The sequence below is a fragment of the Paenarthrobacter sp. TRD_SC_7 genome, assembly GCF_056156245.1.
On the sequence record NZ_CM149587.1, the window covers coordinates 2244244 to 2270897 of the forward strand.

Consider the following 26654-nt stretch of genomic DNA (forward strand, 5'->3'; position numbering starts at 1 on the left):
ACAGCCGGTGCAGGCATGGCGACGGAGTAGTTCCATTTATCCAAAGACAGAATTCCACACCTTGAGCTGCCCACAACCAGACGGCATTCAAACCCGCCGGCTGCATTCGATGGTCGCTTCTTCCCGACTGGTGTGCAGGCTGCTTTCCGGGGCCGCGTCATGATCATGTACATGCTGATGGCCCTCACAGCTGCCGTTGTGGCCTACGCCGGGACCTGGGGCGCCCGCGTGGTGGGAAACAAGCTGCGGTTGTACCAACCCATCCGTAGCCGCGACATGCACTCAGCCCTGATCTCCAAACTCGGAGGACTGGGCATCTTTCTGGGTTTCTTCGCCGCGTTGGTGGTCGCGAGCAACTCCTTCTTCGTCAAGGACATCTTCAGGCACAACGATGCCCCTTGGGGGATCCTCGCTGGTGCCGTAGTGATTGTCGCGGTGGGGGTCGCGGACGACATCCTCGACATCCGCTGGTGGATCAAACTCCTGGGACAGGCTGCAGCAGCCTTTATCGTGGCCATCTGGGGTGTGCGGATGTCTGTGGTGCCCTTCATCCCGGAACCGATTTTCCTTGAGTCCGAAGTTGTCCAGATCGTGCTAACAGCGGGTCTCATTGTCACCACAATGAATGCCGTTAACTTCATTGACGGACTAGACGGTTTGGCAGCCGGAGTCGCCATCATTGGTGGCGGGGCCTTCTTCCTCACTGCGTACTGGGTTCACCGGAACAACCCGTCCACGGACAACTCAGACCTCGCGACACTACTGATGGCCATCCTCGTGGGCAGCTGCATCGGGTTCCTGCCACACAACTGGTTTCCCGCCAAAATTTTCATGGGAGACTCCGGGGCCATGCTTATCGGCTTGCTCATGGCCTCCGCCGGTGTCGTGGCCACAGGGCAGATCGGCTCCGGCCTCTATGACCGTGCCAACGGTATCCCCACGATCGTTCCCATATTGCTGCCCTTTGCCGTTCTGTCCCTTCCCCTTCTTGATTTGGGGATGGCCGTTGTCCGGAGAACAGCCAGGGGCCAGTCACCCTGGTCGGCTGACCGCGGGCACCTCCACCACAAGTTGGTGGACCTCGGATACTCGCACCGCAGCGCCGTCGTCATGCTTTACGTGTGGACGTGCATTCTTGCCTTCGGTGGCGTCGCCTTCGCCGTGTTTCCATGGCAAATTGTGCTCATCGTGGTAATAGCCGCAGCGCTCGTTATGGCTGCTGTGACTGCGTGGCCCTACTTCACCCGGAACTCGACGCGGCCGGGGGAGTAGTTGTGACAGCCGGTTATGGTCACAGTTCTATCTCATGTAGAATTCTTTCTGCGGACAGTCACTCGCCCGTAACCCCACTTTGAGAATATGGCACCCGTGCCACGAGGATTGGTATCCCCATGACATCCAACGCCGAAACCGGACGCCCGTCCGGTAAACGTGGTGTTGGATCCGTTGGTCAGCCATCCTCGATATGGCTCGGGTTGCTTCTTCTGAGCGCTGCCGCAGCATTGGCGGCGACTGCCGTTACATGCGTGATCGCAGCCTTCATGAATGGCGGGGAGGGCGCGCTCTCAGCAGCGTTCGGTGCCTCGCTGGTCATGCTCTTCTTTGGGATCAGCCTCCTGATCGGTCACTTCGTTGGCCGTAACAACCCCTCCGGCGCGGTCGGCCTCTTTGTTGCTACGTATTTCATCAAGGTGGTTGGATTCGCTGTTGTGCTGCTTGTACTCGGCGCTCCGGATTGGCTCCATGACCGTTGGTTCCTTATTGGCGCCGTGGTCACCGTCGTCTTCTGGCAGGCCGCTGAAATCTACGGCTTCAGCAAGGCGCGCCTGCAGATCTACAACGATCCTGCCGAGCAGAAAGGTGGCCCGGATGTCTCCGCGTAAGCGCTATTCACGCCCGGCCCCGAATGCTCAGCAAGCTGCCAGTCGCAATGAATCCGCAGAAGCCGGAAACGACGGCGGATACAACGCCGGCATCGCCGTCTTCAGCTACATCATTGGCGGGATCATTGTCTGGAGTTTGATAGGCTGGGGTCTGGATAATCTGTGGGGGACCCGCTGGATTGTGCTCCTTGGCGCTCTGCTGGGAGCCGCAGGAGGGTTCTATCTTTCCCATATGCACGGCCTCACCAGGCAAAGCTCCTCTCCTGGCGAGAGCAACGCAGACAGCGGTCCGTCCACGGACGGGGACAGTAATGCCAAATAATTTCACATGGAATACAGATGCGTCCAACGCGTCCGGCTTCCAACCAATGCCCAATGATGGACACAGCAGAGAGGAAACGCGTTGATCGCGCTTGCGCTCCCCGCCCAGGATTCGGGGTCATTCACCCCACCCGGAATCGACGAAATGCACCTGCCGGCAATCCTGCCTTGGGGTGCGTACGATGGTTTCTCCAAGCAGATGTTGCTGGTGATCCTTTCGGTCGTCATTATCGCTACATTCTTCATCCTCGCTGCACGTAAGCAGCAGCTGGTTCCCGGCAAGCTGCAGTTTGCAGGCGAAATGGCCTACGGCTTCGTCCGCAACAGCATCGCCAAGGACATCATCGGCGGCAAGGACTTCATCAAGTACGTCCCGCTGCTGTTCAGCTTGTTCTTCTTCATTCTCGTGAACAACATCTACGGCGCCATCCCCGTGATCCAGTTGCCAAGCTTCTCGCACGTCGGCGGCGCCTACGTCATGGCCGGCATCGTGTACTTCACGTGGATCATCATCGGCATCAAGAAGAACGGTCTCAAGTATTTCAAGCTTGCCACCGTTCCCTCAGGTGTCCCTTGGTACATCCTCCCGATCGTTGTTCCGATCGAAATCATCTCCAACTTCCTGGTCCGTCCAGTCACGCACAGCCTCCGTCTGTTCGCGACCATGCTGGCCGGCCACTTGATCGTGATGCTCGCCGGCTCCGGCATTGAGTTCCTGGTCATGCAGGAGAACGTGCTGCTCAAGGGCGCATCGGTTCTGGTCCTTGTAGGTGCCATCGCCATGTACATGCTTGAGGCACTGATCATGGCCCTGCAGGCTTACGTGTTCACACTGCTGACCGCGATCTATATCGAAGGCGCCCTGCACGCCGACAGCCACTAAGGCTCCCAAAACTTCCCCTCGCGGGGATGAAGCAACCCAAACAACCTGCCGCACGGGCGGCATCTTGAAAGGAAGAAAAAATGGAAGGCACCATCAACGGCTCCCTCAACCTCATCGGCTACGGTCTCTCGGCCATCGGCGGTGGTATCGGTGTGGGTCTCGTGTTCGCCGCGTACATCAACGGTGTTGCACGTCAGCCGGAAGCTCAGCGCGTGCTGCAGCCGATCGCGTTCCTTGGCCTGGCTCTGACTGAAGCTCTTGCCATCCTCGGCCTGGTCTTCGCTTTCGTTCTTTCCTAGTCCTAAGAACCAAGCGAATCCAAGCACGAGTAGATAGGACGGGTGAAATATGAATCAGCTGATCATCTCAGCCGCCACTGAAGGCGCTGCGGAGGCTAATCCGCTCGTTCCCAACGTCTGGGAAATGGGCGTAGTCCTCGTGGGCTTTGCGGTCCTCATGTACATCGTGGTCAAGTTTGTTGTCCCGATGTTCGAGAAGACCTTCGCAGAGCGTGCCGAAGCAATCGAAGGTGGCATTGCAAAGGCCGAAGCGGCCCAGGCAGAAGCTTCTGCAGCTCTCGAAGAGTACAAGCAGCAGCTCACTGATGCCCGTGCCGAGGCCAACCGTATCCGCGAAGAAGCACGCGCCGAGGGCGCCCAGATCCTCGCGGACCTGAAGGCAAAGGCTGCAGCCGAGTCTGCACGCATCACCGAGCAGGCACACGCTGCCATCGAATCGGAGCGCCAGGCAGCTGTTGTCTCGCTTCGGTCCGAGGTTGGCACTTTGGCCACTACGCTGGCCGGCCGCATCGTTGGCGAAGCCCTCACCGACGACCAGCGCGCCGCACGCGTCGTGGACCGCTTCCTGGCAGATCTGGAGACCCAGAGCGCAGGTGCAGCTAAGTAATGGCAGGTATATCGAGCGAATCGCTGACCACAGCATTGGCGCAACTGGAAGCCAAGCTTCCCTTCGCCTCGCTGCAGTTGGCTAAGGACCTCTTCGGAATCCTGGGAACGGTGGACAGCTCGGCTGGCTTGCGCCGCGCCCTGACTGACCCGTCCCGTTCCGGTGACGAGAAGTCGGCGCTGGTCAAGCAGCTGGTTGGCGGAAAAGTCTCCGCTGATGCTGCTGAGATTGCAGGCGGATTGGCCAGCTCGCGCTGGGCATCGGCACGCGATATCGGCGATGCACTCGAGACGCTTGCCGCCACGGTTGTCATTGCCGTAGCTGAAAACAAGTCGGCCGTTTCTGCCTCCGGTATCACGGGGCTGGAAGAGCTGGAAAACGACCTGTTTGCCTTCAACCAGGCCGTCGCCTCCAGCCACGAAGTACAACGTGCTCTGTCTGAGCCGCAGGCATCCCCCGCGGCGAAGATTGCACTGGCCGAGAAGCTTGTTCCTGGCAGTAGCGAGGAAGCAAAGGTTCTCATCAGCCAGGCAGTTACGCAGCCGCGCGGTGTCAAGCCGAGCAAGCTCGTCGAGTCATTCGCCAAGCTTGCAGCCAAGCGTCAGCAGCGCTGGATTGCAACTGTCAGCGTTACCCGTCCGTTGACGGAAACGCAGGCCAGCCGTCTGCAGGCCGGGCTGGATGCCCTGTACGGCCGCGAACTGAAGGTCAACGTCAATGTTGACCCCGCACTGATCGGTGGAATCCGCGTCCAGGTTGGTGACGAAGTGCTCGACGCTTCGGTTATCGCCCGCCTGACCGAACTCCGCCGCCAGCTCGCTGGCTAGCGAAGACAAAGCACAACTTAACTGATATAAAACCCGGTCATCGTGAGCAACGATGATCACGAAAACAGGAGAGCAGGGACTGCAGATGGCCGAATTGACCATCAACGCCGACGACGTCCGTAATGCGTTGAACGAGTTCGCGGCGTCCTACGAACCCGGTAACGCAGAGCGCGTAGAGGTTGGTCGTGTGACCACCGCAAGTGACGGCATCGCCCGTGTTGAGGGTCTTCCCTCGGTCATGGCGAACGAGCTGCTTCGCTTCGAAGATGGCACGCTGGGCCTGGCCCAGAACCTTGACGTCCGCGAGATCGGTGTCATTATCCTCGGTGACTTCACCGGTATTGAAGAAGGCCAGGAAGTTCACCGTACCGGTGAGATCCTGTCCGTTCCGGTTGGCGATGCCTTCCTGGGTCGCGTTGTAGACCCCCTGGGTCAGCCCATCGACGACCTCGGCGAGATCAAAGCCGAAGCCACCCGTGCACTGGAACTTCAGGCTCCGGGCGTAACCGAACGCAAGTCGGTTCACGAACCGATGCAGACCGGCCTCAAGGCTATCGACGCCATGATTCCGATCGGCCGTGGCCAGCGTCAGCTGATCATTGGTGACCGCCAGACCGGCAAGACTGCCATCGCCGTGGACACCATCATCAACCAGAAGGCCAACTGGGCTTCGGGAGATGTCACCAAGCAGGTACGTTGCGTCTACGTTGGTGTTGGCCAGAAGGCTTCCACCATCGCAGCCGTCCGTCAGACCCTCGAGGATCACGGCGCGCTGGAGTACACCACCATCGTGGCGTCGCCGGCATCTGACCCCGCCGGCTTCAAGTACTTGGCACCGTATGCAGGTTCGGCCATTGGCCAGCACTGGATGTACGGCGGCAAGCACGTTCTGGTGATCTTCGATGACCTGTCCAAGCAGGCCGAAGCCTACCGCGCAGTGTCCCTGCTGCTGCGCCGTCCGCCGGGACGCGAAGCATACCCGGGTGACGTTTTCTACTTGCACTCCCGCCTGCTGGAGCGTTGTGCCAAGCTCTCCGACGAGCTCGGTGCCGGCTCGATGACCGGTCTTCCGATCGTCGAGACCAAGGCAAACGACGTCTCCGCCTACATCCCGACCAACGTGATCTCCATTACCGATGGCCAGATCTTCCTCCAGTCGGACCTCTTCAACGCCAACCAGCGTCCCGCTGTTGACGTTGGTGTGTCTGTCTCCCGCGTTGGTGGCGCTGCACAGGTCAAGTCCATGAAGAAGGTCTCCGGTACCCTGAAGCTGGATCTGGCCCAGTACCGCGACATGCAGGCGTTCGCTATGTTCGCCTCTGACCTGGATGCTGCTTCCCGTCAGCAGCTGACCCGTGGTGCACGCCTGATGGAACTGCTGAAGCAGGGCCAGTACTCACCGTTCCCGGTTGAGAACCAGGTTGTTTCCATCTGGGCCGGCACCAACGGTTACCTGGACGACGTTCCGGTTGAAGACATCAGCCGCTTCGAGTCCGAGTTCCTGGAGCACCTTAAGCACCAGTCCTCCATCCTGACCACGCTGGCGCAGACCAACGTCCTGGATGACGACACCGCTGCAGCTCTGAAGGAAGCAATTGTTTCCTTCAAGAAGGGCTTCTTCGGCGAGGGCGACAACCACCTGGTTGGCGCCGGCCACGAAGAGCACGCAGCGATCTCCGGCGGCGACGTCGACCAGGAAAAGATCGTCAAGCAGAAGCGCTAGTTCCGATTATCTGTCCTGCCGGGGTCCGCAAGGGCCCCGGCAGGACAGCACATCGGGAACATAGGAAAGGATAAGTATGGGAGCCCAGATTCGGGTCTACCGTCAGAAGATCAGCTCGACGACGTCGATGCGCAAGATCTTCAAGGCGATGGAACTGATCGCTACCTCGCGCATCGGTAAGGCCCGCGCCCGCGTAGCAGCTTCACTGCCTTACGCGAACGCGATTACCCGCGCCGTTTCTGCTGTCGCAACTCAGAGCGAAATCGACCACCCGCTGACCACCGAGCCGGAGCAGATCCGCCGCGCCGCAGTCCTGATCATTACTTCGGACCGTGGCCTTGCAGGATCGTACTCCGCGAGCGTGCTCAAGCAGGCTGAAGGTCTCACCGAGCTTCTTCACGCAGAAGGCAAGGAAGTCAAGGCGTACCTGGTTGGCCGTAAGGCCCAGGCGTACTTCGATTTCCGCAACCGGTCCTACGCCCGCGTATGGACTGGGGGCACGGACGCACCGGAATTCGAAACCGCGCAGGAAGTCGGAGCTGCACTTCTTGAAGACTTCTCCACTGACTTCGAAGAGGGCGGCGTGGACGAGATCCACGTTGTATACACCCGCTTCAAGTCCATGGTGACGCAGGAGCCGACGGTTATCCGTCTGCTCCCGTTGGAGGTCGTCGAAGAGGAAGCAGCCTCGGAATCCGAGCTGTTGCCGTTGTACGAGTTCGAGCCGGAAACAGAGCAGGTGCTTGACGCACTGCTGCCGCGTTACATCGAGTCCCGCATCTTCGCAGCCATGCTGCAGGCCGCAGCTTCCGAGCTCGCAGCCCGCCAGCGCGCTATGAAGTCGGCCGGTGACAACGCTACCGACTTGATCAAGAAGTACACGCGCCTTCGCAACACGGCCCGCCAGGCCGAGATTACGCAGGAGCTTTCCGAAATCGTGGCCGGCGCAGACGCCCTCGCGTCCTAGCCTCCAACGGATTCGGCTCGAAGCCGCACCTGCACCAAACAGATAAACTTAAACCCACGCCATCTACTGAGTGAAGTGAGAGAGATGACTGCCACTGCTACCGAACACGTAGCTACGGCCGGTGCTACCGGCCGCATTGCCCGTGTTATTGGTCCGGTTGTCGACGTCGAATTCCCGGCTGACGCAATCCCCTCGATTTACAACGCTCTGACCACTGAGATCACTCTCAACGGCCAGACGAAAACCATCACGTTCGAGACTTCCCAGCACCTGGGTGACAACCTCGTTCGCGCCATCTCCCTGCAGGCAACCGACGGCTTGGTCCGCGGCACCACTGTGCGGGACTCCGGTGCTCCCATCTCCGTGCCCGTCGGCGACGGCGTCAAGGGCCACATCTTCAACGTTCTCGGCAAGCCGCTGGACGTCGAAGAGTCCGAGATCAAGGCAGACGCCTACTGGCCGATCCACCGCAAGGCTCCGTCCTTCGCTTCCCTCGAGGGCTCCACGGAGATGCTCGAGACCGGCATCAAGGTCATCGACCTTCTCACCCCGTACATCAAGGGTGGAAAGATCGGCCTGTTCGGCGGCGCCGGCGTGGGCAAGACCGTTCTGATCCAGGAAATGATCACCCGTGTTGCCCGCAACTTCGGTGGTACTTCCGTATTCGCCGGTGTTGGCGAGCGTACCCGTGAAGGTAACGACCTCTGGGTTGAAATGGAAGAGGCAGGCGTTCTTAAGGACACCGCCCTTGTATTCGGCCAGATGGATGAGCCGCCGGGAACGCGTCTTCGCGTGGCCCTGTCTGCCCTGACCATGGCGGAGTACTTCCGCGATGTTCAGAACCAGGACGTGTTGCTCTTCATCGACAACATCTTCCGCTTCACGCAGGCAGGTTCGGAAGTTTCCACACTGCTCGGCCGCATGCCGTCCGCTGTGGGCTACCAGCCCAACCTTGCTGACGAGATGGGTCTGCTCCAGGAGCGCATCACCTCCACCAAGGGTCACTCCATCACGTCGATGCAGGCCATCTACGTGCCGGCTGATGACTACACCGACCCGGCTCCGGCAACGACCTTCGCACACCTCGACGCGACCACGGAACTTTCCCGTGAAATCGCCTCCCGTGGTTTGTACCCGGCCGTTGACCCGCTGACGTCCACCTCCCGTATTCTGGATCCCCAGTACATCGGCAAGGATCACTACAACACGGCTGTCCGTGTCAAGCAGATCCTGCAGAAGAACAAGGAACTTCAGGACATCATCGCCATCCTCGGTGTTGACGAACTGTCTGAAGAGGACAAGATCGTCGTGTCTCGTGCACGTCGTATCCAGCAGTTCCTCTCCCAGAACACCTACACTGCCAAGCAGTTCACCGGCGTCGAGGGCTCCACCGTGTCCATCAAGGACACCGTTGAGGGCTTCACGGCCATCTGTGACGGCGAGCTGGACCACATCGCAGAGCAGGCGTTCTTCAACGTCGGCGGCCTGGATGACGTTGAGCGTCAGTGGGCCAAGATCCAGGAACAGACCAAGTAGTATGGCTGAGCTCGAGGTTGAGATTGTCGCAGCGGACCACTTCGTGTGGTCCGGCGCGGCCAAGATGGTGAAGGCCCGCACCAGCGATGGTGAAATCGGAATCCTGCCGGGCCACTCGCCCCTTCTGGCCATCATGGCCGCGGGCGAGCTGGCAATCCAGCCGGTTTCCGGTGATCGCATTGCAGTAGTTGTTGACGGCGGATTCTTCTCCGTCGACAACGATCGCGTGGTCATTGTTGCTGACAACGCCAAATTGGGCGAAGCGGCTACAGCGGGGATCCGATAGCACGACCTTGATGGACGATTCCCTTATTCCGTTCATCGCCCTGGCAACAGCGTTTACGTTGCTGATCATTTCACTGTGCCTTTTCGGGGTGCGCCGCTTCAATCTGCGGCGCGCCCTGGGCACGGTCGACGCCTCCATTTGCATGGCTGGAAACAGCTGGCAGATGGGGGTTTGTCGTTATCAGGACAACGAGCTCGAGTGGTTCCGGTTGATGTCCCTGAGCGTCATCCCCAAGCACAAGTTCAAACGCAGCTCCCTTGAACTGCTTGGCCGCCGACAGCCCACGGAAGATGAACTCGTCAGGATACAACCCGGCGTCGTTGTGGTTGAACTGCAGTACGAAGGCAGTAAGTTCATGCTCGCCATGAATTTTGACGCCTACGCGGGTTTGTCCTCATGGCTCGAAGCCGGGCCGGTCATCGGCGTCGGAACCTGGCGTTAGGCGCCATGGACTTTCTTTCGGACGTCAGTCTGGTTGATGGGCCGTTCCTCTGGTTCAGTATCGCCTGTGGCGCGGCCGGCGGGGCCTATCTTCTATGGCGTCGACGACGTTCCTGGCCGCTGCTCGTTGCGAGCAGCCTGCTGGTGGCCGTAGGCGTGGTCGCGCTGATTCACTGGATTCTGGTGGACCTCATGGCCACGTTCTCGGAGAACCTGCCCTTTCCGACCCTGGCCTGGGCGGTTCCCGCTGTCGCGGCCCTTCTCCTGTGCGCTGCACGCTTCCCCCGAAACTCCTGGCGCGGCCGCTCGTTCAGTGTGGTGGCGATGCTCGGCGTTGTGCTCTTATGCGTGGTCCAGATTAATCTCTATTTCGGACTGAACAACACGGTCTCGGACCTGCTGGGTACTGCAGTGGCGCGCATACAGCCACTCGAAGCGAGCCTCAAACGCGCCCCGGATGCAAAGCCCGGTCCGGCCCCCTCTGCATGGAACGCCCCGGATTCCATGCCCCGAAACGGCGTCCTGCGCAAAGCAGACATCCCCGGTACGGTCTCCGGCTTTAACGCACGGGAAGCATATATTTACTTGCCACCCGCCTACCAGACGGAATCCCGTCCCAGCCTGCCCGTGATGGTGCTCTTCGCCGGGCAGCCGGGTGGTCCGGCGGACTGGCTGACTGGCGGTCAGCTCCGTTCCCTCCTGGACCAGTTCGCTGAAAATCATCACGGTATTGCCCCTGTCACGGTGGTGGTCGACCCCAACGGCTCAGCCAACGCCAACACCATGTGCATGGACAGCAACATTGCCTTGGTGGACACCTATCTTTCGAAGGATGTCCCGGCCTGGATCACTCAGACTCTGGATGTCGCGACTGATCACAAGCAGTGGGCTGTTGGCGGTTTCTCTTTTGGCGGCACGTGCGCCATGCAGATGGGAACCTCCCACCCGGACCTGTTTGCATCCATTCTTCCCTTCGCTGCAGAGCGGGAACCTGCCCTCGCCAAGGATAGAAACAAGACCATTTCGGACTCGTTCGACGGCGACGTCGAAGCGTTCGAGTCCAGGACACCTTTGGTGTTAATGCAGCAGCGCAGCTTTGAGGGCAGCGGGGTGTACTTGGTCTCAGGTGAGGCGGACCACGAGTTCACCGACTACATGCATGAGCTTGCCGACGCGGCAAGAAGAGCGGGTTTTGAAACCGAAGAACATTCCATTCCTCAGGCCGGGCACTCCTGGGACGCAGTGATTCGTGGAATGCCCGGTGGACTCGATTTCCTGGCCACCCGGTGGGAGTTGCCGCGGTGAGCCTTGCCCTGAAAGGTGTGATCGAGCCAGCGATAGGGCAGGCAGGCCGACACCTGCGGTCAACGCCGTTCACACTGTTTGTTCTTGCCCTTTTTGTGGTCCTGTCTTTGGTCTCCGGGAGCTTCCTGACGGGTCCGCCTGAGCTGTGGCTTCCAGTGGCCAGTGTCTCGCTGGAAGGGCTGCGGGCGGGGGAATGGTGGTCTATCTGGACGTCACTGTTCTTCACCACCAATCCGTTGGCCTATGCCACGGCCGTCCTCATGATCTTGTTCCTCCTCGGCCTGGCAGAGCGACACCTGGGTTCCCTAAAAACCGCAGGAGTGTTCCTAGGCAGCCAGTTCGCCTGTGTATCAGCAGTCCTCCTCGTTACCCAGGTGGCACAGTACGCCGACGACGGGTGGCTCTCCGGGATGGCTGATACGCGCTTGATCGGGCCTTACGGCGCAGTGCTTGCTACCGCTTTGGCCGCGAGTGCGCTCCTGCCCACGTTGTGGCAGCGGCGCCTGCGCACAGTGGGGATCTCCACCTCCTTGCTGCTGGTGCTCTATGTAGGACACGCAGAGACGGTGGTTGGCTTCCTGGGCACGCTCGTTGGCTTGCTCGCGGGGTGGTGGATGCAAAGCAGCCAGGGCCATCTCCACCTTCACCGGTCAACCAGCCGGGAAATCCGGAACCTCCTTTCGCTGACCATGGCAATTTTCGCCGTGGGTCCTATCGTGACTGCGGCAGCCAAGAGTCCATCCGGTCCCTTGGCATTGCTGCGGGACGTCATCCTCAACCCGCTACCCACCCTCAGCCAACTGGAAAGCAACTGCGGGGGTACCATCGACGTCGCTTGCCTCGAGATGGCCCGGCAAGGCTACACAGGTCCGTTCGGTTTGGCCTTGGCCGTCGTGCCGGTCGTCTTGCTCCTCATTTGTGCCGACGGCATGAGGCGCGGACGCCGGTTGGCGTTGGGAATTGCCATCGGCGTGCAGTTGGTGGTGGTCGTTTTGTCCACGATCTACCTTGGTCTCTTTGCCGGTATGCCGCGGCCCACGGGGCGCCCGCATGGGGGAATGCTCAACTCGGCTGTAGTTCACATTATTCCGCTTGTGCTGGTCCCCTTGGCCTTGGCGATTCTACTTTTCGCGTATCGCGGCCATTTCAGGGTGGTGACCTCTGATCATCTCCGCCGGAAGGTGTTCTGGCTGGTCGGCCTCACAGGAGGAGGGCTTGCCCTCGCTTACACAGTGGTGTGGTTGGCCTCGGGCGGCTTGGTTCGCGACGGCGGCATCCTGGGTTTGGTGGCTGAGCTGGCCAGGCAGTATCTCCCCGTTCCACTTCCTGGCGTTTACCGTAAGGTCTTCGCCGAGCGTGATGTGTTGGAAGTTTTCCTCTTTTCCTACTCGGGCACGGTGTTTTGGCTCGTGGCGTTGCTTGGCGTGTGGGTACTGCTGATCCGCGGACATCACACAGGCGGACTTGACCGTCAGGCGCGCCAGAGGGCCCGTGCCTTGGTGAAGCGGGGCGGGGATTCATTGTCATGGATGGCTCTGTGGGAGCCGAATAAATATTGGTTCACTCCTGACGGCACAGGGGGAGTGGCCTACCAACAGCACAGCCACGTGGCGTTGACGTTGGCCGGTCCCTTCGGCGCACGGCAGCATCACGCGACTACTGCGAAGGGGTTCCTGGAGTACTGCTCCCAGCATGCATTGACGCCATGCCTCTATTCCTGCACAGACGAGCTCTGGCCCCTGCTGCAGTTACGCGGATTCCGCCGGGTGTCGGTTGCCCAAGAGACCAGACTGCGGATCAGGGGCCTGGAATTCAGGGGCAAGGAGTGGCAGAACGTCAGAACAGCCCTCAACCGTGCCGCGAAGATGGGGATCACGGCCAGCTGGGGGCGCTACTCCGAACTCCCGCATGGGGTGCGTGCCCAGGTGAGTGAAGTCTCGGAGGAGTGGGCGGCCCAGAAAAAGATCCCCGAAATGGGTTTCACCATGGGCGGCCTGGACGAGTTGGATGACGACGACGTCCTGTGCTGCGTTGCTGTGGATGACACGGGGTTTGTCTATGGTGTGACCAGCTGGCTTCCCGTTTACGAGGACGGCATTATTGTCAGTTGGACGCTGGACTTCATGCGGCGGCGAGGCGATGCCTTCCCAGGGGTCATGGAGTTCCTGATCGCTTCCGCAGTTTTGCACTTGCGGGATTCCGTGGAGCTGATTTCCTTGTCCGGATCGCCCTTGGCCCGGGAAGAGGGTGAAATCGAGCAGCGGGCGAAAGGCTTGGCAGGGATACTGGAGGTGGTCGGGCAGGCTTTGGAGCCTGTTTACGGATTCAGGTCGTTGGCATCTTTTAAGTCGAGATTCCAACCCGAATACAGAACGTTGTACATGTATTACCAAGACCCGCTGCACCTTCCTGCAATAGGGCGCGCGCTCAGCAGGGCATACCTTCCAGGATTGTCAGTCCGGCATTCTGCGCGGCTGCTCCGGAGCTTGGTTGGTTAAATTGTCAACACCCATACGGAAGGCCCTTTTGGTATTTCTTCACGGTTAGTAACAGGCGTTGTTGACAAGCCGTATATTTGGCTGGTGTTCCCGATGTTAAGACACGTTGACCCCGGCTCGAAAGCCAGGGTCAACGTGTTTGTTGTATCTGCAACAAGCAGAGATCAACGAGTAAGACTAGACGACCGTAACGCCGGTTGCCTGGGGGCCCTTGGCTCCCTGACCGATCTCGAACTGAACGCGCTGGTTCTCGTCGAGGGTCTTGAAGCCACCGGTCTGGATCTCGGAGTAGTGAACGAAAACGTCCCCATCCGCGTCATCCGGGGTGATGAAGCCGAAGCCCTTTTCAGCGTTGAACCACTTGACGGTTCCCAGTGCCATGTATTTCTCCTCATTGTGGAACATCAGTCCGATACACCTCGTACCGGGTTTGTTACTCCGCGAGAAGACCTGAATACCGCCCAAGCCGGGGCTTGGTTGATTCGCAGGAGCTTCACGCTCGCAACTGGTCTTGCGAGCATGAAAACCACCTACACAAAGACTGCTACAACACTTTCATGAGCTCTGCCGGAGGTCAACGGTGTTTAGGGCAATTCAGGAAAATTTTCGGTAAAAAGAAGGTAACGCCAGCTTCTGGAATTCACCCAGGACCTTTTCCGGTGCAACTAGGACAGCCACTGCCCATTGCGCATTACGCCCGTCAGTTCCAGGTCCTCGTTTGTTACAACGACATCGGCCCGCAGTCCCCGGCGGAGCCCGCCTATTTCGTCGGAAAGTCCCAGGACAGCGGCCGGGACCGCCGTCGCCGAGCAAATCGCATCGGGAAGCGCGACGCCGGCTGCCACCGTTTTGCTGACGACCTCCAGGAGTGTGGAGGTGCCTCCGGCGATGGATCCGGTGGCATCCAGTGTGGCCACGCCATCGCTGACAGTGACGGGGGATGGGCCGAGCATGTAGCTTCCATCGGACAGTCCTGCTGCAGCCATGGAATCCGTTACCAGCACGATATTGCTGGCTCCCACCAGCTGGAAGACAGTAGCCACCGTGCTGGGATCCAGGTGGGTTCCGTCGGCAATGAGTTCAACGACTGCCTTTCCCTCCTGGGCCATGCGCAGGCACGCCGCAACGGGACCAGGGGCGCGATGATGCATGGGCGGCATCCCATTGAAAAGGTGCGTGACCGTAGGGAGTGAACTGACGCCGTCGAACCCTGCTGACTCAAGTCCCTCGCGGGCGGCAGCCAGCGACGCCGCGGCCGTGGCGTCGTCGCAGTCCGTGTGACCCAAGGATGGGGTGACGCCATGGGAAGTCATCAGGTCCACCAAGGCAGCTGCTCCCGGAAGCTCCGGGGCGTAAGTCATGGTGGCGAGCTTACCGGCCGCGGCGCCCACCAGTTCGTCCATGAGCTCGAGGTCCGGGTCCAGCAAGTAATCCGGATTCTGGGCCCCGCAACGGGCATGGGAAAGGAAAGGGCCTTCCAAGTGAATGCCGGCCACAAGGCCTTCATCCACTAGCTTCACGTACAGCTCGATGCCTCGAAGGAGATCTGCCCGGGGAGCGGTGACCATGCTTGCAAGGAAAGTGGTGGTTCCTGAGCGATGAAGGAACTCCACTGCCCTGCGCGCCGAGTCTTCTTCGCCGCCGGGGAAATCGCCACCGTTGCCGCCGTGGCAATGAACGTCCACGAGTCCTGGGAAGAGGTAGCTGCCGCTGGGAATTCCTAAGCGGATTGCGCTCTGGAAACCCTCAAAATCTTCGGGATCGAAGCCTTTGGCCGGCCCCGCGTATGCAATTCTGTCCCCGTCGACGGCAACCAGGCCGTCTTCCACTACCTCGCCATCGCTGACAAGCGTTCCTCGGATGATCTGATGGCTCGGAGCGGAGGAAGAGGGAAAACCGGATGCGACAGTCATGATTCTGATTCTAGTGGCCTGCGGCACAGTCTCCCGAAGGGGGAAACTCAGAAGAGCCGTGACTCGCTGTCATCCACGCCGCGCATGGCGTCATAATCCAGCGTGACGCAATCGATTCCGCGGTCGTTGGCCAGTACCTTCGCTTGGGGCTTGATTTGTTGAGCCGCGAAAATCCCCCTCACGGGAGCCAGCAGGGGGTCACGGTTGAGCAGTTCGAGATACCGCGTGAGCTGTTCGACGCCGTCGATGTCTCCGCGCCGTTTCAGCTCAATGGCAACCGTGGCGCCCTCAGCATCCCTGGCCAGGATGTCCACAGGGCCGATAGCGGTGAAGTACTCGCGGCGTATGAGGGAGTAACCGGACCCCAGAAGCTCGATTTGCTCGGCCAGAAGCCTTTGAAGATCTGCTTCGACGCCGTCCTTGATCAGGCCGGGATCGGTGCCGAGCTCGTGCGAGGTGTCGTGCAACTGCTCGTAGATGTTAATGATGAGGCGATCATCCGTTTTGGCGGACTGGACAGTCCACTGTTCAACCACGCCCTCCTCCACCTCGGTCTCCTCCGGTGAGGTCACCCGAAGGCTCGCAGGGGGGCTCATCCAGTTCAGCGGCTTGTAGGAGCCGCCATCGGAATGCACCAACACCGAACCATCCGCTTTGACCAGCAGGAGCCGGGTAGCGAGGGGAAGATGGGCCTTGAGGCGGCCAACGTAATCAACAGAACAACGGGCTATGACGAGTCGCACCCGCCCCACATTACCGTCTCACCATCTACAACAGGGTGGCTGGGGCAGAATGGAAGCATGCCCCGCTCCAACCGCCCTCGTCGCAACGCGTCCAGCACAGGCACCGGCAACGCCCGTGGCAAGTGGGCGGAACCGACGCCGGAGCTGGACCTTGAGCGGGCACGCGGCGGTATTGCCCGGCGGGAAAGTGCGCCGGACGGCGACTGGATGGTTCGGACCATTACGGCCAAAAAGGCGGAAAAGCAATACATCTGCCCGGGCTGCTCTACCGCGATCCTGCCCGGCATAGCCCATTTGGTGGTCTGGTCCGACAGCCACCTGTTCGGCCAGGCCGCAGGCCTCGCGGAACGCAGGCACTGGCATACCAACTGCTGGGTATCCCGAACGTACCGCTACCGCTGATTCCCTTAGGCTTGGATGCATGACTTTCGACCCCGCCTCTTTCGTTTTCACCCCACAGGATGCGCCATCGGAGATTCGTGCTTCCACGGTCCTCCCCGCCCGGCGCGAGAATGTGGAGTTCACCACCGAGGACGGCAAGGTGTTGCTGGGCGAGCTCGCGCTCCCGGCATCGGGGGATATCACCGCCACCCTGATCACCCTCCACCCGCTGCCCACGCATGGCGGGTTTATGGATTCGCATGTGTACCGCAAGGCCTCCTACCGATTGCCTGCGCTGGCGGGAGTTGCAGTACTCCGCTTTAACACGCGGGGCACAGTGTCGCCGCGCGGCACCAGCGATGGCCAGTTCGAGGAAGGCATTGGTGAGCGCTACGACGTGGAAGCAGCTGTCCGTTTTGCCGTGGAACGTGGCCTTCCGAACCGCTGGCTCGTGGGTTGGTCCTTCGGCACCGAGCTCGCCCTGATGTACGGGGCAGTGGAGCCCGTGGCCGCTCAGATTGAAGGTGCTGTGTTGTTGTCGCCGCCGTTGCACCGCGCCACGGACGTGCACCTCAAGGAGTGGGCCGCGTCCGGGAAGCCGCTAACGGTTCTCGTGCCGGAACACGATGACTACCTGCAGCCCGCCGAAGCAGCCCAGCGGTTCAGTCTTGTGCCGCAGGCCCGGCTTGTCGGCGTCGACGGCGCCAAACACCTCTGGGTGGGCGAGAAGTACGCGGCGCGCGTCCTGGACGAAATCGTCGACGACGTCACTCCGGCAGGTGCAGGGGTGGACGGCCTGCCCCGAGAGTGGGCGGGCCAGGTCGCGACTGCCTAGTCCGGTCGCGAGTGCCGGCGGGTCAGTGCCTGTCCTGCCGGATGATGAAGACCTCCTTGATCAGCAGCATGATGGCTGCCGCCGTCGGAATGGCGATCAGCGCGCCAAGCACGCCGAGCAGGCTGCCACCGGCGATAACCGAGATGACTGCTACAGCGCCCGGAACGGCCACTGCGCGCTGCATGATGCGCGGTGATATGAAGTACGCCTCGAACTGCAGGTAGGCGAAGTATGCGATCGCGTAGATCACGGCTGTCTGCCAACCGGCGGTGAGTGCTACCAGGATGACCACGACGGCAGCGATCATGCCGCCCACCAGGGGAATGAATGCCAGCAGGGCAACGACGAAGGCAAGCAGGACGCTGAACGGAATGCCCAGGATTGTCATGACGATGAAAGCGAAGATCGCGTTCAGGAGGGCAACGCAGGCCTGGCCAATGACGTAATTACCCACGGAATCGGTGATCGCTTCGGACAGCGCCTCAACACGTGGACGGCGGGACCGGGGAGCGAGGCGGTAAGCCCATTTCTTCATGGATGGCAGGGCTGCGAGGAAGTAGAGGCTCAGGACCAGGACGATCAGGGAACCGAACAGGCCGTTGGCCACCGTGGAACCGAAACCGACAACGCCGCCGAAGATGCCACCCATTGCCTCGGGATCCTTGACGAACTTGTCCAGCTCAGTGGTGATGCGGTCCCGTACGCCAAATTGGCTGTCTGCGGTGCGGAAGAAGTCCGAGTCGAGGAAGCCGCGGATCCATTCCGGGGCTTGGCGAACGATTTCAGTTACCTGTTCGACGATGGTGGGAATCAGCGTTGCGAAGAATCCGGCCACTGCGAGCACAAGCGCGGAGACGGATATGAGGATGCCGGCGGTCCGGGGGACTTTGCGGCCTTCAAGCCACCGGACCACGGGATCGAGTCCCAAGGCGATGAAGAGTGCAGCCACGATCCACAAAATGAGCTGGGTGGTGTTGCTGACGATGTAGAACACGGCCAAGGCAACACCGACGCCGGCGGTACCCATGAATCCGACATATACAGGGTGCTGGGATGACATCCGCGGGCCGGGGGCGCCGAAGCCGTGATCGTCCTCGGGCCGGAATCCTTCGCGGCCCTCGCCGGATTCATCTTCGGGGGGCATCTCGAAGCGGACGCGGTTCCGGGCTCCGGGGATGGGCTGCCTGAGCCTGCGGCTGAGGGCCGCCAGGCGTCCGGTGCGGACAGGAACCGTCGCAGGAGTGCCCTCGGACTGGGCATCCACCGCACTTGACCCGGGCTCATCGGCGGGACGGGGCTCCATGTGGTCTTTCACGCGGTTTGGCTGCCTTTTCAGTGGTGGTACAGGGTGGACTCAGGCGTTGGAAGGCCCGGATATCATGATCATCGCCACACTATCAGGAGCGCGGAATGACGCCGCAGCGGCGCGGTGATGGGCTTTTCGGGATGTCGGGGAGATCACCTCGATCTGACTCTGTGATAACAAAACGGTTACCCTTGAAGTTCAACGACCGCTGATGATAGGTGATCCTGTGCGTTTGAAGACTGCAGCCTTGCTGGTGCTGCTGGGCCTGCTGACGATGCTGGCCGGTATTGGCCAGCTGACTTTTTGGGCCCCCTCCGAGACCGTGACGGCTTCGGTTCCCAGCGATACCAAAGCTGCCCCGCTGACTGTGATCGACCAAAAGTTGGTCGCCCTCCATGACGGGCCGGTAAAGATCAAGATCCAGGGTGAAGGCAACTTCATCGTCGCCACGGGACGCCCGGACGACGTCGAGGCCTGGGTCGGCGAGACTGCCCACAACACATTGACCGGTGTCTCTGCGGACCAGAAGTCGCTGGAGGTGTCCTCTGCAGACGGCGAGGCCACGGCTCCTTCCCCGGCTGGATCCGATTTGTGGGTCAGCACCGAGGACGCCAGTGGCGACCTGGACTACATCTGGAACCCGCCCGCTGATGGCGAGTGGTCCCTTTTGGTTGCCGGCGACGGAACCCAACCTGCGCCGTCGTCGATTTCCATGACGTTCCCGAACAACGCCACCACCCCTTGGGCAGTGCCGCTGATTGTTCTGGGCATCATCATCATCCTGGCGGGAGCGGCATTGCCGTTCATCGCCAAAGCGCTCAGGAACCGCCGCAAGGACGGCGAAGACGACGAGCCGCACGACGACGGAGAAACCACCGCGCTCCCGGTTCAGTCCCCTGCGGGTGACGAAGGCCGCCGTCGTGGTGCCGGAAACGAGGGTCCGGCCCTCCGGGTCACCGCACTCGCTGCCACCCTGGCAGCCGTCATGGTCGGTGGGACAGCCATCGCCGCCCAGGCCACTACGACGCCCGAGGCAACGTCTACCCCCTCTGCTGCAGCTACTGCCGACGGCGGGACGCCTGTCCTGCTGGAATCGCAGCTGCAGAGGATCCTTGAGCAGGTTGCGAGCACCGTGGATGCAGCCGACGCCGCCAAGGACGCGGCAAAGCTGGCTCCCCGCGTAGACAAGATGGAACTTCAGATCCGGACGCAGAACTACAAGATCCGGTCCACAGTCTCTGCCTACGAGCCGCGCATGCCGGTCCGTGCCACAAAGCTTCAGAGCAGCGTTATCAGCACCAAGCGCGACTGGCCCCGTACGGTCTTCGCCCTCACGGAGGGCGAAGGGAACGTCGTGCCGCAGGTGCTCACGCTCGTGCAGCTTTCGCCTCGTGAAAACTACAAGCTGTGGGGCAGTGCGCCGCTTCAGCCGGGCACCAACTTCCCTTCATTCCCGATTCCGCGCAAGGGTACCGAGCCTGTACCGGCGAGTGACAGCACAGGCCTGGCCTACAGCGGTAACCAGGCCTTGGATATCTTGAGTGAAATGCTGACCAACCCTGAGTCGCCCAACCGAAGCAAACTGGCCGATGGTCAGTCTTCCCCGTACATCGCAGGGGCACTGGCCTACCAAGCGGACACCGTGAAGAACGGAACAAGCGCCAACTTCAAGTTCACGCACACCCCCGTCACCAACCAGACGGTGGTGCTGCGAACTGCCGACGGCGGTGCATTGGTTGTGGGCCGCTTGGACTTCTCCTTTGAAGGCACCCCAAAGGCCGCCGGTGACAAGCTCCTCCTCGAGGACGATTCCGCTGTCTTCGCCGGTGGAAAGGAAACCACCACGGGCATGGTTTTGAACTTCGCCGAATCCGTGGCCGTTTACATTCCGCCTGCAGGTTCTGCCGACCCGATGAAGCTGGTGGCAGCTACCCGCGGGTTGGTCGGAGCCAGCTTCAAGTAAGGCAGGCCCATGGCAGGGCAGCGGCTAGAGTGGACGGTATGAGTTCGCCCGGATACCGACCCACTCCAGCCGCTGCCAGCCAGCTCAATCTTCGCGGTGCCGTTGACCTGTCGTCGCTGCGCCGCCCGGCCGCCCCGCCGGCGCCTCCCGCCTCTGCTTCGGTGGAGGGCGGATCGCCTGCGGATGGCACGCCCCCAAGGGGCGAAACCGGCATGGCACCACTCCGAGTTGATGCCACCGAGTCAAATTTCCAGGATCTTGTGCAATTGTCTGCGCAGGTCCCCGTGCTTTTCCTTCTTTGGTCGCGCTATGCGCCCGAGTCACCCGCCGTCCTTGATGCCGCCCAACGCGTTGTTGAAAGCTACGGGGGTCGTCTGGTGCTTGCGGCCGCCGATGTGGACACCTTCCCGCAACTGGCGCAGGCCTTCCAGGTTCAGGCTGTTCCCACAGCAGTTGCTGTGGTTAAGGGACAGCCCGTCCCGCTTTTCCAGGGACCCGCGGATGACGAACAGATCCGAAACCTGGTGGAGGAACTTCTCAAGGTTGCTGCAGCCAACGGGGTCACCGGAAACATAGGTGACGCCGCGGCGGGTGAGGACGCGGAGTCCGCACCACTTCCACCACTTCATCAAGCAGCCATTGACGCGATCGAGGCCGGCGACTACGCCGGAGCAGCCGCAGCCTACAAACAGGCGCTCCTCGAGCAGCCTGCAGACACAGATGCAAAGGCCGGTTTGGCCCAGGTCGAGCTGATGGCAAGGTTGGACAAGCTCTCTGCCCCCGAGGCTGAGAGCCTCCGCGACCTCGCCGCCAAAGAACCGGACAATGTCCAGGCCCAGTTGGGTGTGGCTGACCTGGACATCTCCGGCGGTCACATCGACGACGCATTCCATCGCATCATCACGTTCATTGGCAGGAATTTCGGGCCCGAGCGTGAGACCGCCCGCGTACGCCTTCTTGAGCTGTTCGAGGTTGTCGGAACCCAGGACGAGCGGGTGGCAAAGGCCCGTCAGGGACTGGCGAGGGTTCTCTTTTAGTGCCGTCCGCGCTGTTCACACCGCTTCGGCTGCGCTCCCTCACGGTCCCGCACCGTGGTTGGGTATCGCCCATGTGCCAGTACAGCTGCCACCCGGAGACCGGAGAAGGCGTCCCGAACGACTGGCACTTGATGCACTTGGGCTCTTTTGCCGCCGGCGGCGCCGGGTTAATCCTGAGCGAGGCAGCGGCGGTGAACGCGGCGGGGAGGATCAGCCCACTGGACGCCGGTTTGTACTCCGACGCGCAGGCAGCCGGATGGGAACGGATGGTGGAGTTCGTCCACCGGCACGGCGCCGTCGACTGCAAGATAGGGGCGCAACTCGCCCACGCGGGGCGCAAGGCATCAACGTATTGGCCGTTTTCCGATCGCTCCGGCTCTGTTCCGGAATCCGACGGCGGATGGGTCACCGTTGGGCCAACCAGCGATCCGTTTGATGGCTATGCTGAGCCAGGAGCCATGAGCGAAGTGGACATCCACGGCGTGGTGGCTGACTTTGCCGCCGCCGCCAGCCGCGCCGTGGCGGTTGGCTTCGATACCGTGGAGATCCACGGAGCTCACGGGTATCTGCTGCACCAGTTCCAAAGCCCTCTCATCAACACCCGAACGGACAGCTGGGGTGGAAGCGAAGAGGGTCGAAACCGGCTCATGCTCGCCGTGGTGGATGCGGTCAGGGAAGTCATTCCCGACTCGATGCCGCTTCTGCTTCGTATCTCCGCGTCGGACTGGGCTGACGGTGGTGTGGACGTCGAGGCCTCTGTGCGCCTGGCCCGCGCCGCTGCCGAACGTGGCGTTGATTTGGTGGACGTCTCCAGCGGCGGCGCAGTAGCACATCAACGGATCAGGGCTGTGCCGGGTTATCAGGCAGGTTTCGCCCAGCAGGTAAAGAACGACGCCGGCGTCCTCACCGGTGCGGTTGGTTTGCTCACGAGCGCCACGCAGGCCGAGGATATTGTGGGCAACGGCAGGGCCGATGCCGTTTTCATGGCCCGTGCCGCCTTGCGGGATCCGCATTGGTGGCTCAGGGCTGCCTACGAACTAGGCCACGACATTCCGTGGGTTCCGCAGTACCAGCGGGCCATTCCCCGCCACGGCTTCTAGGACCTCCGCAGGTTCGTGTTGGCAAGGTTAGGCTGGGTTCATGACGGAACCACGCCATGAAACCACGCCCACTTCCGCGCAGCCACAAGCGTCCGCGCAGCCACAAGCTTCAGCAACGCCACGCGCCTCCGGACTGCCACAGGACCACTACTCACTGCCTGGCACCCTGCCGCTAGCTTCCGAAGGTTCTCCTGAGAGCGCGCCGCTGGCTGCGCTGTCCATTCGCGGCCTGGCCAAGCGATTCGGTGAGAAGATCGCCGTCGATGGCGTGAGCCTGGAGGTTCCTGCGGGTTCGTTCTATGGGATGGTTGGCCCCAACGGTGCCGGCAAGACTACAACGCTGTCCATGGCTACCGGTCTGCTGCGGCCCGACTTTGGCACGGCTCTGGTTCATGGCGTGGATGTCTGGGAGCGCCCCCTGGAGGCCAAGAAGCTCATGGGCGTCCTGCCCGATGGCGTGCGCCTGTTTGACAGGCTGACGGGCGAACAGTTGGTCACTTATTCCGGCCTGCTCCGCGGCATGGACCGCGACGTGGTTGGCTCCAGGGTTTCTGAATTGTTGGCCGCCCTGGATCTCGAGGCAGACGCCGGCACCTTGGTTGTTGACTACTCGGCGGGTATGACCAAAAAGATCGCCCTGGCTTCAGCGCTGATTCATGCACCCCGTCTCCTTGTCCTGGATGAGCCCTTTGAATCTGTGGACCCTGTGTCCGCTGCCAACATCCGGGGCATTTTGGAGAGTTACGTGGCCTCCGGTGGCACTGTCATCGTTTCCAGCCATGTCATGGATCTGGTCCAGCGCATGTGCAGCCACGTCGCCGTGGTTGCCGGCGGGCGGGTGCTGGCGGCAGGATCCGTGGACGAGGTCCGTAACGGCTCCACCTTGGAAGAGCGGTTTGTGCAATTGGTGGGCGGCGGACACCGAACGGAGGGGCTGGAATGGTTGCGCACCTTCTGAGCCTGAAGTGGCGCCTGCTACTTAACGGATTCAAACGCAGCCCATGGCAGTTGGTGGGCATGGCTCTCGGCTTGCTCTATGCCCTGGGCGTCCTGTCTCTTCTGATCGGCGGACTCATTGCACTGCGTTGGGCTGACGCTGAGATTGCCCACACGGTGGTGGTGCTGGGCGGTGCGGCCACCGTGCTCGGATGGGCCATCGTTCCGCTCGTCGCTTCCGCTGCGGACATGACCTTGGATCCCGCTCGGTTCACCACGTTCGCCATTCCGCCGAGGCAGCTGTTGGCTGGGCTGGCACTGGCAGCGTTCATTGGTATTCCGGGACTGGCCACCTTGCTCGCCGCTTTGGGCACTGTTGGAACCTGGTGGCGGAGTGTTCCGGCTGTGGCCGGCGCTTTGTTGGGTGCCCTCCTTGGGGTGCTGACGTGCGTGGTGTTGTCCAAGGTGGTAACGACGGCGACGGCCGGTCTTGCCTCCTCGCGACGATTCAAGGACGTCAGCAGCATCATCGTCTTCATTCCGCTGATGCTGCTGGGGCCGATCATGGTGGGAATCGTCGACGGCGTTCGCGGCAGTGCCGATTACCTGCCCGTGTTGGCCCGCACTGTGTCCTGGACGCCGCTTGGTGCGGCCTGGTCCTTGGGCGGCGACCTTGAGTCCGGCAACATGGGCGCCGCAGGGCTCAAATTCCTGATCTCAGCGGCAACCATTGCTGGCCTCCTCCTGTGCTGGCATGTTCTGCTGCAGCGCGCTTTGGTGACGCCCCCGTACTCCGGAGGCTCGGCCAGGAAGGGCGGAAAACTTGGACTGTTCGGACTCCTCCCCGGGACGCCCGCGGGGGCAGTTGCTGCACGGGCTTTGATCTATTGGATGAAGGATCCAAGGTATGCGGCATCCCTGGTGATTGTTCCCTTGTTTCCCGTCCTCTTTTTCTTCAGCGGTTCACAAAGTGGCAGCTACGGCCTGCTGATGATCCTGGGGCCGTTGACAGCCTTCATGATGGCGTGGTCCATCTGCGCCGATGTCTCGTATGACAACACAGCTTTTGCGCTCCACCTTGCGGCGGGCGTCCGGGGAATCGACGATCGCCTCGGCCGGGCCTTGGCTTGCTTGGCGATCTCACTTCCGGTGGTGCTGGTGTTCACCGTAGGGCCACTTTTCGTCACCGGGGACTGGCAATGGCTCCCCAACCTTCTGGGCTTGTCACTGGGCACTCTCTTTACGGGCCTGGGGCTCTCGTCGGTGATATCGGCCCGTTATAACATTGCCGTTCCTTTGCCGGGGGACAGCCCTTTCAAGAAGCCCCCGGGAAATGTCGCCCAGACGCTGGCAGTTCAGGCCGTCGGTATGGGCCTCCTGGCGCTCCTGCTTCTTCCGGAGCTTGCACTGGTGGCTGTCCAAGCGTTCAGCGGCGGACCCGAGGCCGGTTGGATCAACCTGGCAGTTGGTCCTTTGCTGGGCGTCATCCTGTTCGTGGTTGGCATCCGTGGGGGCGGAAAATGGCTGGACGCCCGAGGTCCGGAGATGTTCGCCCAACTCAGTGTGAACCGATAGCCGCGTAACAACCGTGCCCATAGGTGGGACATGGAATAACGTCTTTGTCAGATAGCTCGCAGATCATATCGTAGAAAGGCCTTGACGATGGAAGTTGTCATTCTCCCTGGCACTAAACAGATCGGTGGACTTGCAGCCGATGCCATCGAAGCGCTGGTACGCCGGAAGCCCAACGCAGTTTTGGGTCTGGCTACGGGGTCCTCCCCGCTGCCGATCTACGACGAATTGGCCAGCCGGTACGAAGCCGGGGGATTGGACTTCAGCCAGGCGCATGGTTTCGCCTTGGATGAGTATGTTGGGCTCGAAGCAGGGCACCCGGAGTCTTACCGCGAGGTCATCCGGCGCGAGTTCACCAACCGGGTCAATATCAAGCCTGAAAACGTCCATGGACCGGACGGCGCGGCCGAGGACCTTGAGGCAGCGTGCCAAGCCTATGAAGACGCCATCAAGGCCGTGGGCGGAGTAGATCTCCAGATCCTGGGCGTCGGGACGGATGGGCACATTGGCTTTAATGAGCCCGGTTCCTCCCTGGCATCCCGTACGCGCATCAAGACGCTGATCGAGCAGACCCGGAAGGACAACGCTCGTTTCTTCGACAGCATCGACGACGTTCCCCATCACGTAGTCACCCAGGGCCTCGGAACCATCATGGACGCCCGGCATGTGGTGTTGGTCGCAACAGGTGCACAGAAAGCCCAGGCTGTTCGGGACTTCGTGGAGGGGCCGGTGGCTGCCATTTGCGCGGCGTCCATCCTGCAGATGCACCCGCACGCCACGATTTTGGTGGATGAGGCGGCCGCGTCGTCGCTGAAACTGGCCGATTATTATCGGCACACCTATGACAACAAGCCGGAGTGGCAGGGCCTGTAGACGGTAAGATGTTTGGCATGACTACGCTTCCTCCGGATCCATTCGAAAACGACCCCATGCGCGAGCTTTCCGGAGCCGGAACGTCCACTGCCACCATTGAGCGCGAAGAAACGCGCCAGGAAGTGGAACCCGGCGACCGCGAGCGGTTTTCGCATTACGTCCGCAAGGAAAAGATCATGGAGTCGGCCCTGACCGGCGAGCCCGTCATTGCCCTGTGCGGCAAAGTCTGGACGCCGGGGCGCGATCCCCAGAAGTTCCCGGTCTGCCCGGAGTGCAAGGAGATTTACGAAGGCCTCCGCCCCGGCAATGACGGTGGGAAAAACGGCGGCCCGGGCAACTCCAAGTAGTGGGTGGGAAGAGAACACCGGCCCTATCTGATCATCACCGGCTTACGGTCCGCTTTGACGTGCCCGGAAGGC

Annotated in this window: 27 protein-coding genes; 23 read left to right on the forward strand and 4 right to left on the reverse strand. The window is 61.2% G+C overall.

Annotated features, from left to right (window positions below):
• Positions 1-159 precede the first annotated feature (159 nt).
• The 14 genes from AC0J5Z_RS10950 (at position 160) to AC0J5Z_RS11015 (ending at position 13576) form a co-directional block, all read left to right on the forward strand.
• A complete protein-coding gene (locus AC0J5Z_RS10950) occupies positions 160-1272 on the forward strand; it encodes an MraY family glycosyltransferase (RefSeq protein WP_475039664.1) in 1113 nt (370 codons plus the stop codon).
• 119 nt (positions 1273-1391) lie between these two features.
• Positions 1392-1883: a hypothetical protein gene (locus AC0J5Z_RS10955; protein ID WP_475039310.1), complete on the forward strand. Its 492-nt coding sequence runs from the start codon at positions 1392-1394 to the stop codon at positions 1881-1883.
• On the forward strand, positions 1870-2205 hold the full coding sequence (locus tag AC0J5Z_RS10960; protein ID WP_475039312.1) for a hypothetical protein: 336 nt from the start codon (positions 1870-1872) through the stop codon (positions 2203-2205). The genes AC0J5Z_RS10955 and AC0J5Z_RS10960 overlap by 14 nt, the downstream gene beginning before the upstream one ends.
• Before the next feature lie 81 nt (positions 2206-2286).
• Positions 2287-3087, forward strand: a complete 801-nt coding sequence (gene atpB, locus AC0J5Z_RS10965; RefSeq protein ID WP_475039314.1) for a F0F1 ATP synthase subunit A — start codon at positions 2287-2289, stop codon at positions 3085-3087.
• A gap of 80 nt (positions 3088-3167) precedes the next feature.
• A complete protein-coding gene (atpE, locus tag AC0J5Z_RS10970; RefSeq protein WP_011775261.1) occupies positions 3168-3386 on the forward strand; it encodes an ATP synthase F0 subunit C in 219 nt (72 codons plus the stop codon).
• A gap of 49 nt (positions 3387-3435) precedes the next feature.
• Positions 3436-3993 carry a F0F1 ATP synthase subunit B gene (locus tag AC0J5Z_RS10975; protein ID WP_011775260.1) on the forward strand — a complete coding sequence of 186 codons (558 nt, stop codon included), beginning with the start codon at positions 3436-3438 and terminating at the stop codon, positions 3991-3993.
• The gene (locus AC0J5Z_RS10980) at positions 3993-4820 is read left to right on the forward strand and encodes a F0F1 ATP synthase subunit delta (protein WP_142938632.1); all 828 of its coding nucleotides are present in this window, start codon (positions 3993-3995) and stop codon (positions 4818-4820) included. Before AC0J5Z_RS10975 ends, AC0J5Z_RS10980 begins: the two co-directional genes overlap by 1 nt.
• 85 nt (positions 4821-4905) lie before the next feature.
• Positions 4906-6543, forward strand: coding sequence for a F0F1 ATP synthase subunit alpha (atpA, locus tag AC0J5Z_RS10985; protein WP_026005655.1), 1638 nt, complete (start codon positions 4906-4908; stop codon positions 6541-6543).
• A gap of 76 nt (positions 6544-6619) precedes the next feature.
• Positions 6620-7510: a F0F1 ATP synthase subunit gamma gene (locus AC0J5Z_RS10990; RefSeq protein ID WP_011775258.1), complete on the forward strand. Its 891-nt coding sequence runs from the start codon at positions 6620-6622 to the stop codon at positions 7508-7510.
• A gap of 84 nt (positions 7511-7594) precedes the next feature.
• The gene (gene atpD / locus AC0J5Z_RS10995; RefSeq protein ID WP_431115631.1) at positions 7595-9046 is read left to right on the forward strand and encodes a F0F1 ATP synthase subunit beta; all 1452 of its coding nucleotides are present in this window, start codon (positions 7595-7597) and stop codon (positions 9044-9046) included.
• A 1-nt stretch (position 9047) separates the two neighbouring features.
• Complete coding sequence (locus AC0J5Z_RS11000; protein ID WP_014922172.1) at positions 9048-9332, forward strand: F0F1 ATP synthase subunit epsilon; 285 nt, start codon at positions 9048-9050, stop codon at positions 9330-9332.
• A 10-nt stretch (positions 9333-9342) separates the two neighbouring features.
• Entirely contained in the window at positions 9343-9774 is a 432-nt protein-coding gene (locus AC0J5Z_RS11005; RefSeq protein ID WP_475039316.1) for a DUF2550 domain-containing protein, read from the forward strand.
• Between the two features lie 5 nt (positions 9775-9779).
• Positions 9780-11078 (forward strand): alpha/beta hydrolase, encoded by a 1299-nt coding sequence (locus AC0J5Z_RS11010; protein WP_475039319.1) that lies wholly within the window; start codon positions 9780-9782, stop codon positions 11076-11078.
• Complete coding sequence (locus tag AC0J5Z_RS11015) at positions 11060-13576, forward strand: bifunctional lysylphosphatidylglycerol flippase/synthetase MprF (RefSeq protein ID WP_475039322.1); 2517 nt, start codon at positions 11060-11062, stop codon at positions 13574-13576. The genes AC0J5Z_RS11010 and AC0J5Z_RS11015 overlap by 19 nt, the downstream gene beginning before the upstream one ends.
• 177 nt (positions 13577-13753) lie before the next feature.
• On the opposite strand, the gene AC0J5Z_RS11020 is transcribed toward AC0J5Z_RS11015, so the two are convergent.
• From AC0J5Z_RS11020 to nucS, 3 genes are all read right to left on the reverse strand, one after another.
• Complete coding sequence (locus AC0J5Z_RS11020; protein WP_017199737.1) at positions 13754-13957, reverse strand: cold-shock protein; 204 nt, start codon at positions 13955-13957, stop codon at positions 13754-13756.
• Positions 13958-14241: 284 nt separating this feature from the next.
• Positions 14242-15489 carry an N-acetylglucosamine-6-phosphate deacetylase gene (locus AC0J5Z_RS11025; protein WP_475039324.1) on the reverse strand — a complete coding sequence of 416 codons (1248 nt, stop codon included), beginning with the start codon at positions 15487-15489 and terminating at the stop codon, positions 14242-14244.
• 47 nt (positions 15490-15536) lie between these two features.
• The gene (gene nucS / locus AC0J5Z_RS11030) at positions 15537-16232 is read right to left on the reverse strand and encodes an endonuclease NucS (RefSeq protein WP_475039326.1); all 696 of its coding nucleotides are present in this window, start codon (positions 16230-16232) and stop codon (positions 15537-15539) included.
• 57 nt (positions 16233-16289) lie between these two features.
• Here nucS and AC0J5Z_RS11035 point away from each other — a divergent pair, with 57 nt between their 5' ends.
• Both AC0J5Z_RS11035 and AC0J5Z_RS11040 read left to right on the forward strand, forming a co-directional pair.
• Entirely contained in the window at positions 16290-16634 is a 345-nt protein-coding gene (locus AC0J5Z_RS11035; protein WP_475039328.1) for an ATP/GTP-binding protein, read from the forward strand.
• A gap of 19 nt (positions 16635-16653) precedes the next feature.
• Positions 16654-17448, forward strand: a complete 795-nt coding sequence (locus AC0J5Z_RS11040; protein WP_475039330.1) for an alpha/beta hydrolase — start codon at positions 16654-16656, stop codon at positions 17446-17448.
• 22 nt (positions 17449-17470) lie between these two features.
• Here the strand turns inward: AC0J5Z_RS11040 and AC0J5Z_RS11045 are convergent, their stop codons facing one another.
• Positions 17471-18763: an AI-2E family transporter gene (locus AC0J5Z_RS11045; RefSeq protein WP_475039332.1), complete on the reverse strand. Its 1293-nt coding sequence runs from the start codon at positions 18761-18763 to the stop codon at positions 17471-17473.
• Positions 18764-18965: 202 nt separating this feature from the next.
• Between AC0J5Z_RS11045 and AC0J5Z_RS11050 the strand changes: the two genes are divergently transcribed.
• The 7 genes from AC0J5Z_RS11050 (at position 18966) to AC0J5Z_RS11080 (ending at position 26582) form a co-directional block, all read left to right on the forward strand.
• A complete protein-coding gene (locus tag AC0J5Z_RS11050; RefSeq protein WP_475039334.1) occupies positions 18966-20717 on the forward strand; it encodes a DUF8094 domain-containing protein in 1752 nt (583 codons plus the stop codon).
• A 38-nt stretch (positions 20718-20755) separates the two neighbouring features.
• Positions 20756-21754 (forward strand): co-chaperone YbbN, encoded by a 999-nt coding sequence (locus AC0J5Z_RS11055; RefSeq protein WP_475039336.1) that lies wholly within the window; start codon positions 20756-20758, stop codon positions 21752-21754.
• Positions 21754-22854, forward strand: coding sequence for an NADH:flavin oxidoreductase/NADH oxidase (locus tag AC0J5Z_RS11060; protein ID WP_475039338.1), 1101 nt, complete (start codon positions 21754-21756; stop codon positions 22852-22854). The genes AC0J5Z_RS11055 and AC0J5Z_RS11060 overlap by 1 nt, the downstream gene beginning before the upstream one ends.
• 40 nt (positions 22855-22894) lie before the next feature.
• Positions 22895-23812 carry an ABC transporter ATP-binding protein gene (locus AC0J5Z_RS11065; RefSeq protein WP_475039340.1) on the forward strand — a complete coding sequence of 306 codons (918 nt, stop codon included), beginning with the start codon at positions 22895-22897 and terminating at the stop codon, positions 23810-23812.
• The gene (locus AC0J5Z_RS11070; protein WP_475039342.1) at positions 23794-25365 is read left to right on the forward strand and encodes a transporter; all 1572 of its coding nucleotides are present in this window, start codon (positions 23794-23796) and stop codon (positions 25363-25365) included. Before AC0J5Z_RS11065 ends, AC0J5Z_RS11070 begins: the two co-directional genes overlap by 19 nt.
• 87 nt (positions 25366-25452) lie before the next feature.
• The gene (gene nagB / locus AC0J5Z_RS11075) at positions 25453-26235 is read left to right on the forward strand and encodes a glucosamine-6-phosphate deaminase (protein WP_475039344.1); all 783 of its coding nucleotides are present in this window, start codon (positions 25453-25455) and stop codon (positions 26233-26235) included.
• 8 nt (positions 26236-26243) lie between these two features.
• Complete coding sequence (locus AC0J5Z_RS11080) at positions 26244-26582, forward strand: DUF3039 domain-containing protein (protein ID WP_089595519.1); 339 nt, start codon at positions 26244-26246, stop codon at positions 26580-26582.
• The last annotated feature ends 72 nt before the right edge of the window (positions 26583-26654 follow it).

Bases quoted from the DNA above. Each gene is read 5' to 3' on its own strand.
- AC0J5Z_RS10950 (WP_475039664.1), top strand. From the start codon at position 160: ATGATCATGTACATGCTGATGGCCCTCACAGCTGCCGTTGTGGCCTAC.
- AC0J5Z_RS10955 (WP_475039310.1), top strand. From the start codon at position 1,392: ATGACATCCAACGCCGAAACCGGACGCCCGTCCGGTAAACGTGGTGTT.
- AC0J5Z_RS10960 (WP_475039312.1), top strand. From the start codon at position 1,870: ATGTCTCCGCGTAAGCGCTATTCACGCCCGGCCCCGAATGCTCAGCAA.
- atpE (WP_011775261.1), top strand. From the start codon at position 3,168: ATGGAAGGCACCATCAACGGCTCCCTCAACCTCATCGGCTACGGTCTC.
- AC0J5Z_RS10975 (WP_011775260.1), top strand. From the start codon at position 3,436: ATGAATCAGCTGATCATCTCAGCCGCCACTGAAGGCGCTGCGGAGGCT.
- AC0J5Z_RS10980 (WP_142938632.1), top strand. From the start codon at position 3,993: ATGGCAGGTATATCGAGCGAATCGCTGACCACAGCATTGGCGCAACTG.
- atpA (WP_026005655.1), top strand. From the start codon at position 4,906: ATGGCCGAATTGACCATCAACGCCGACGACGTCCGTAATGCGTTGAAC.
- AC0J5Z_RS10990 (WP_011775258.1), top strand. From the start codon at position 6,620: ATGGGAGCCCAGATTCGGGTCTACCGTCAGAAGATCAGCTCGACGACG.
- atpD (WP_431115631.1), top strand. From the start codon at position 7,595: ATGACTGCCACTGCTACCGAACACGTAGCTACGGCCGGTGCTACCGGC.
- AC0J5Z_RS11000 (WP_014922172.1), top strand. From the start codon at position 9,048: ATGGCTGAGCTCGAGGTTGAGATTGTCGCAGCGGACCACTTCGTGTGG.
- AC0J5Z_RS11005 (WP_475039316.1), top strand. From the start codon at position 9,343: ATGGACGATTCCCTTATTCCGTTCATCGCCCTGGCAACAGCGTTTACG.
- AC0J5Z_RS11010 (WP_475039319.1), top strand. From the start codon at position 9,780: ATGGACTTTCTTTCGGACGTCAGTCTGGTTGATGGGCCGTTCCTCTGG.
- AC0J5Z_RS11020 (WP_017199737.1), bottom strand. From the start codon at position 13,957: ATGGCACTGGGAACCGTCAAGTGGTTCAACGCTGAAAAGGGCTTCGGC.
- AC0J5Z_RS11025 (WP_475039324.1), bottom strand. From the start codon at position 15,489: ATGACTGTCGCATCCGGTTTTCCCTCTTCCTCCGCTCCGAGCCATCAG.
- AC0J5Z_RS11035 (WP_475039328.1), top strand. From the start codon at position 16,290: ATGCCCCGCTCCAACCGCCCTCGTCGCAACGCGTCCAGCACAGGCACC.
- AC0J5Z_RS11040 (WP_475039330.1), top strand. From the start codon at position 16,654: ATGACTTTCGACCCCGCCTCTTTCGTTTTCACCCCACAGGATGCGCCA.
- AC0J5Z_RS11050 (WP_475039334.1), top strand. From the start codon at position 18,966: ATGATAGGTGATCCTGTGCGTTTGAAGACTGCAGCCTTGCTGGTGCTG.
- AC0J5Z_RS11055 (WP_475039336.1), top strand. From the start codon at position 20,756: ATGAGTTCGCCCGGATACCGACCCACTCCAGCCGCTGCCAGCCAGCTC.
- AC0J5Z_RS11065 (WP_475039340.1), top strand. From the start codon at position 22,895: ATGACGGAACCACGCCATGAAACCACGCCCACTTCCGCGCAGCCACAA.
- AC0J5Z_RS11070 (WP_475039342.1), top strand. From the start codon at position 23,794: ATGGTTGCGCACCTTCTGAGCCTGAAGTGGCGCCTGCTACTTAACGGA.
- nagB (WP_475039344.1), top strand. From the start codon at position 25,453: ATGGAAGTTGTCATTCTCCCTGGCACTAAACAGATCGGTGGACTTGCA.
- AC0J5Z_RS11080 (WP_089595519.1), top strand. From the start codon at position 26,244: ATGTTTGGCATGACTACGCTTCCTCCGGATCCATTCGAAAACGACCCC.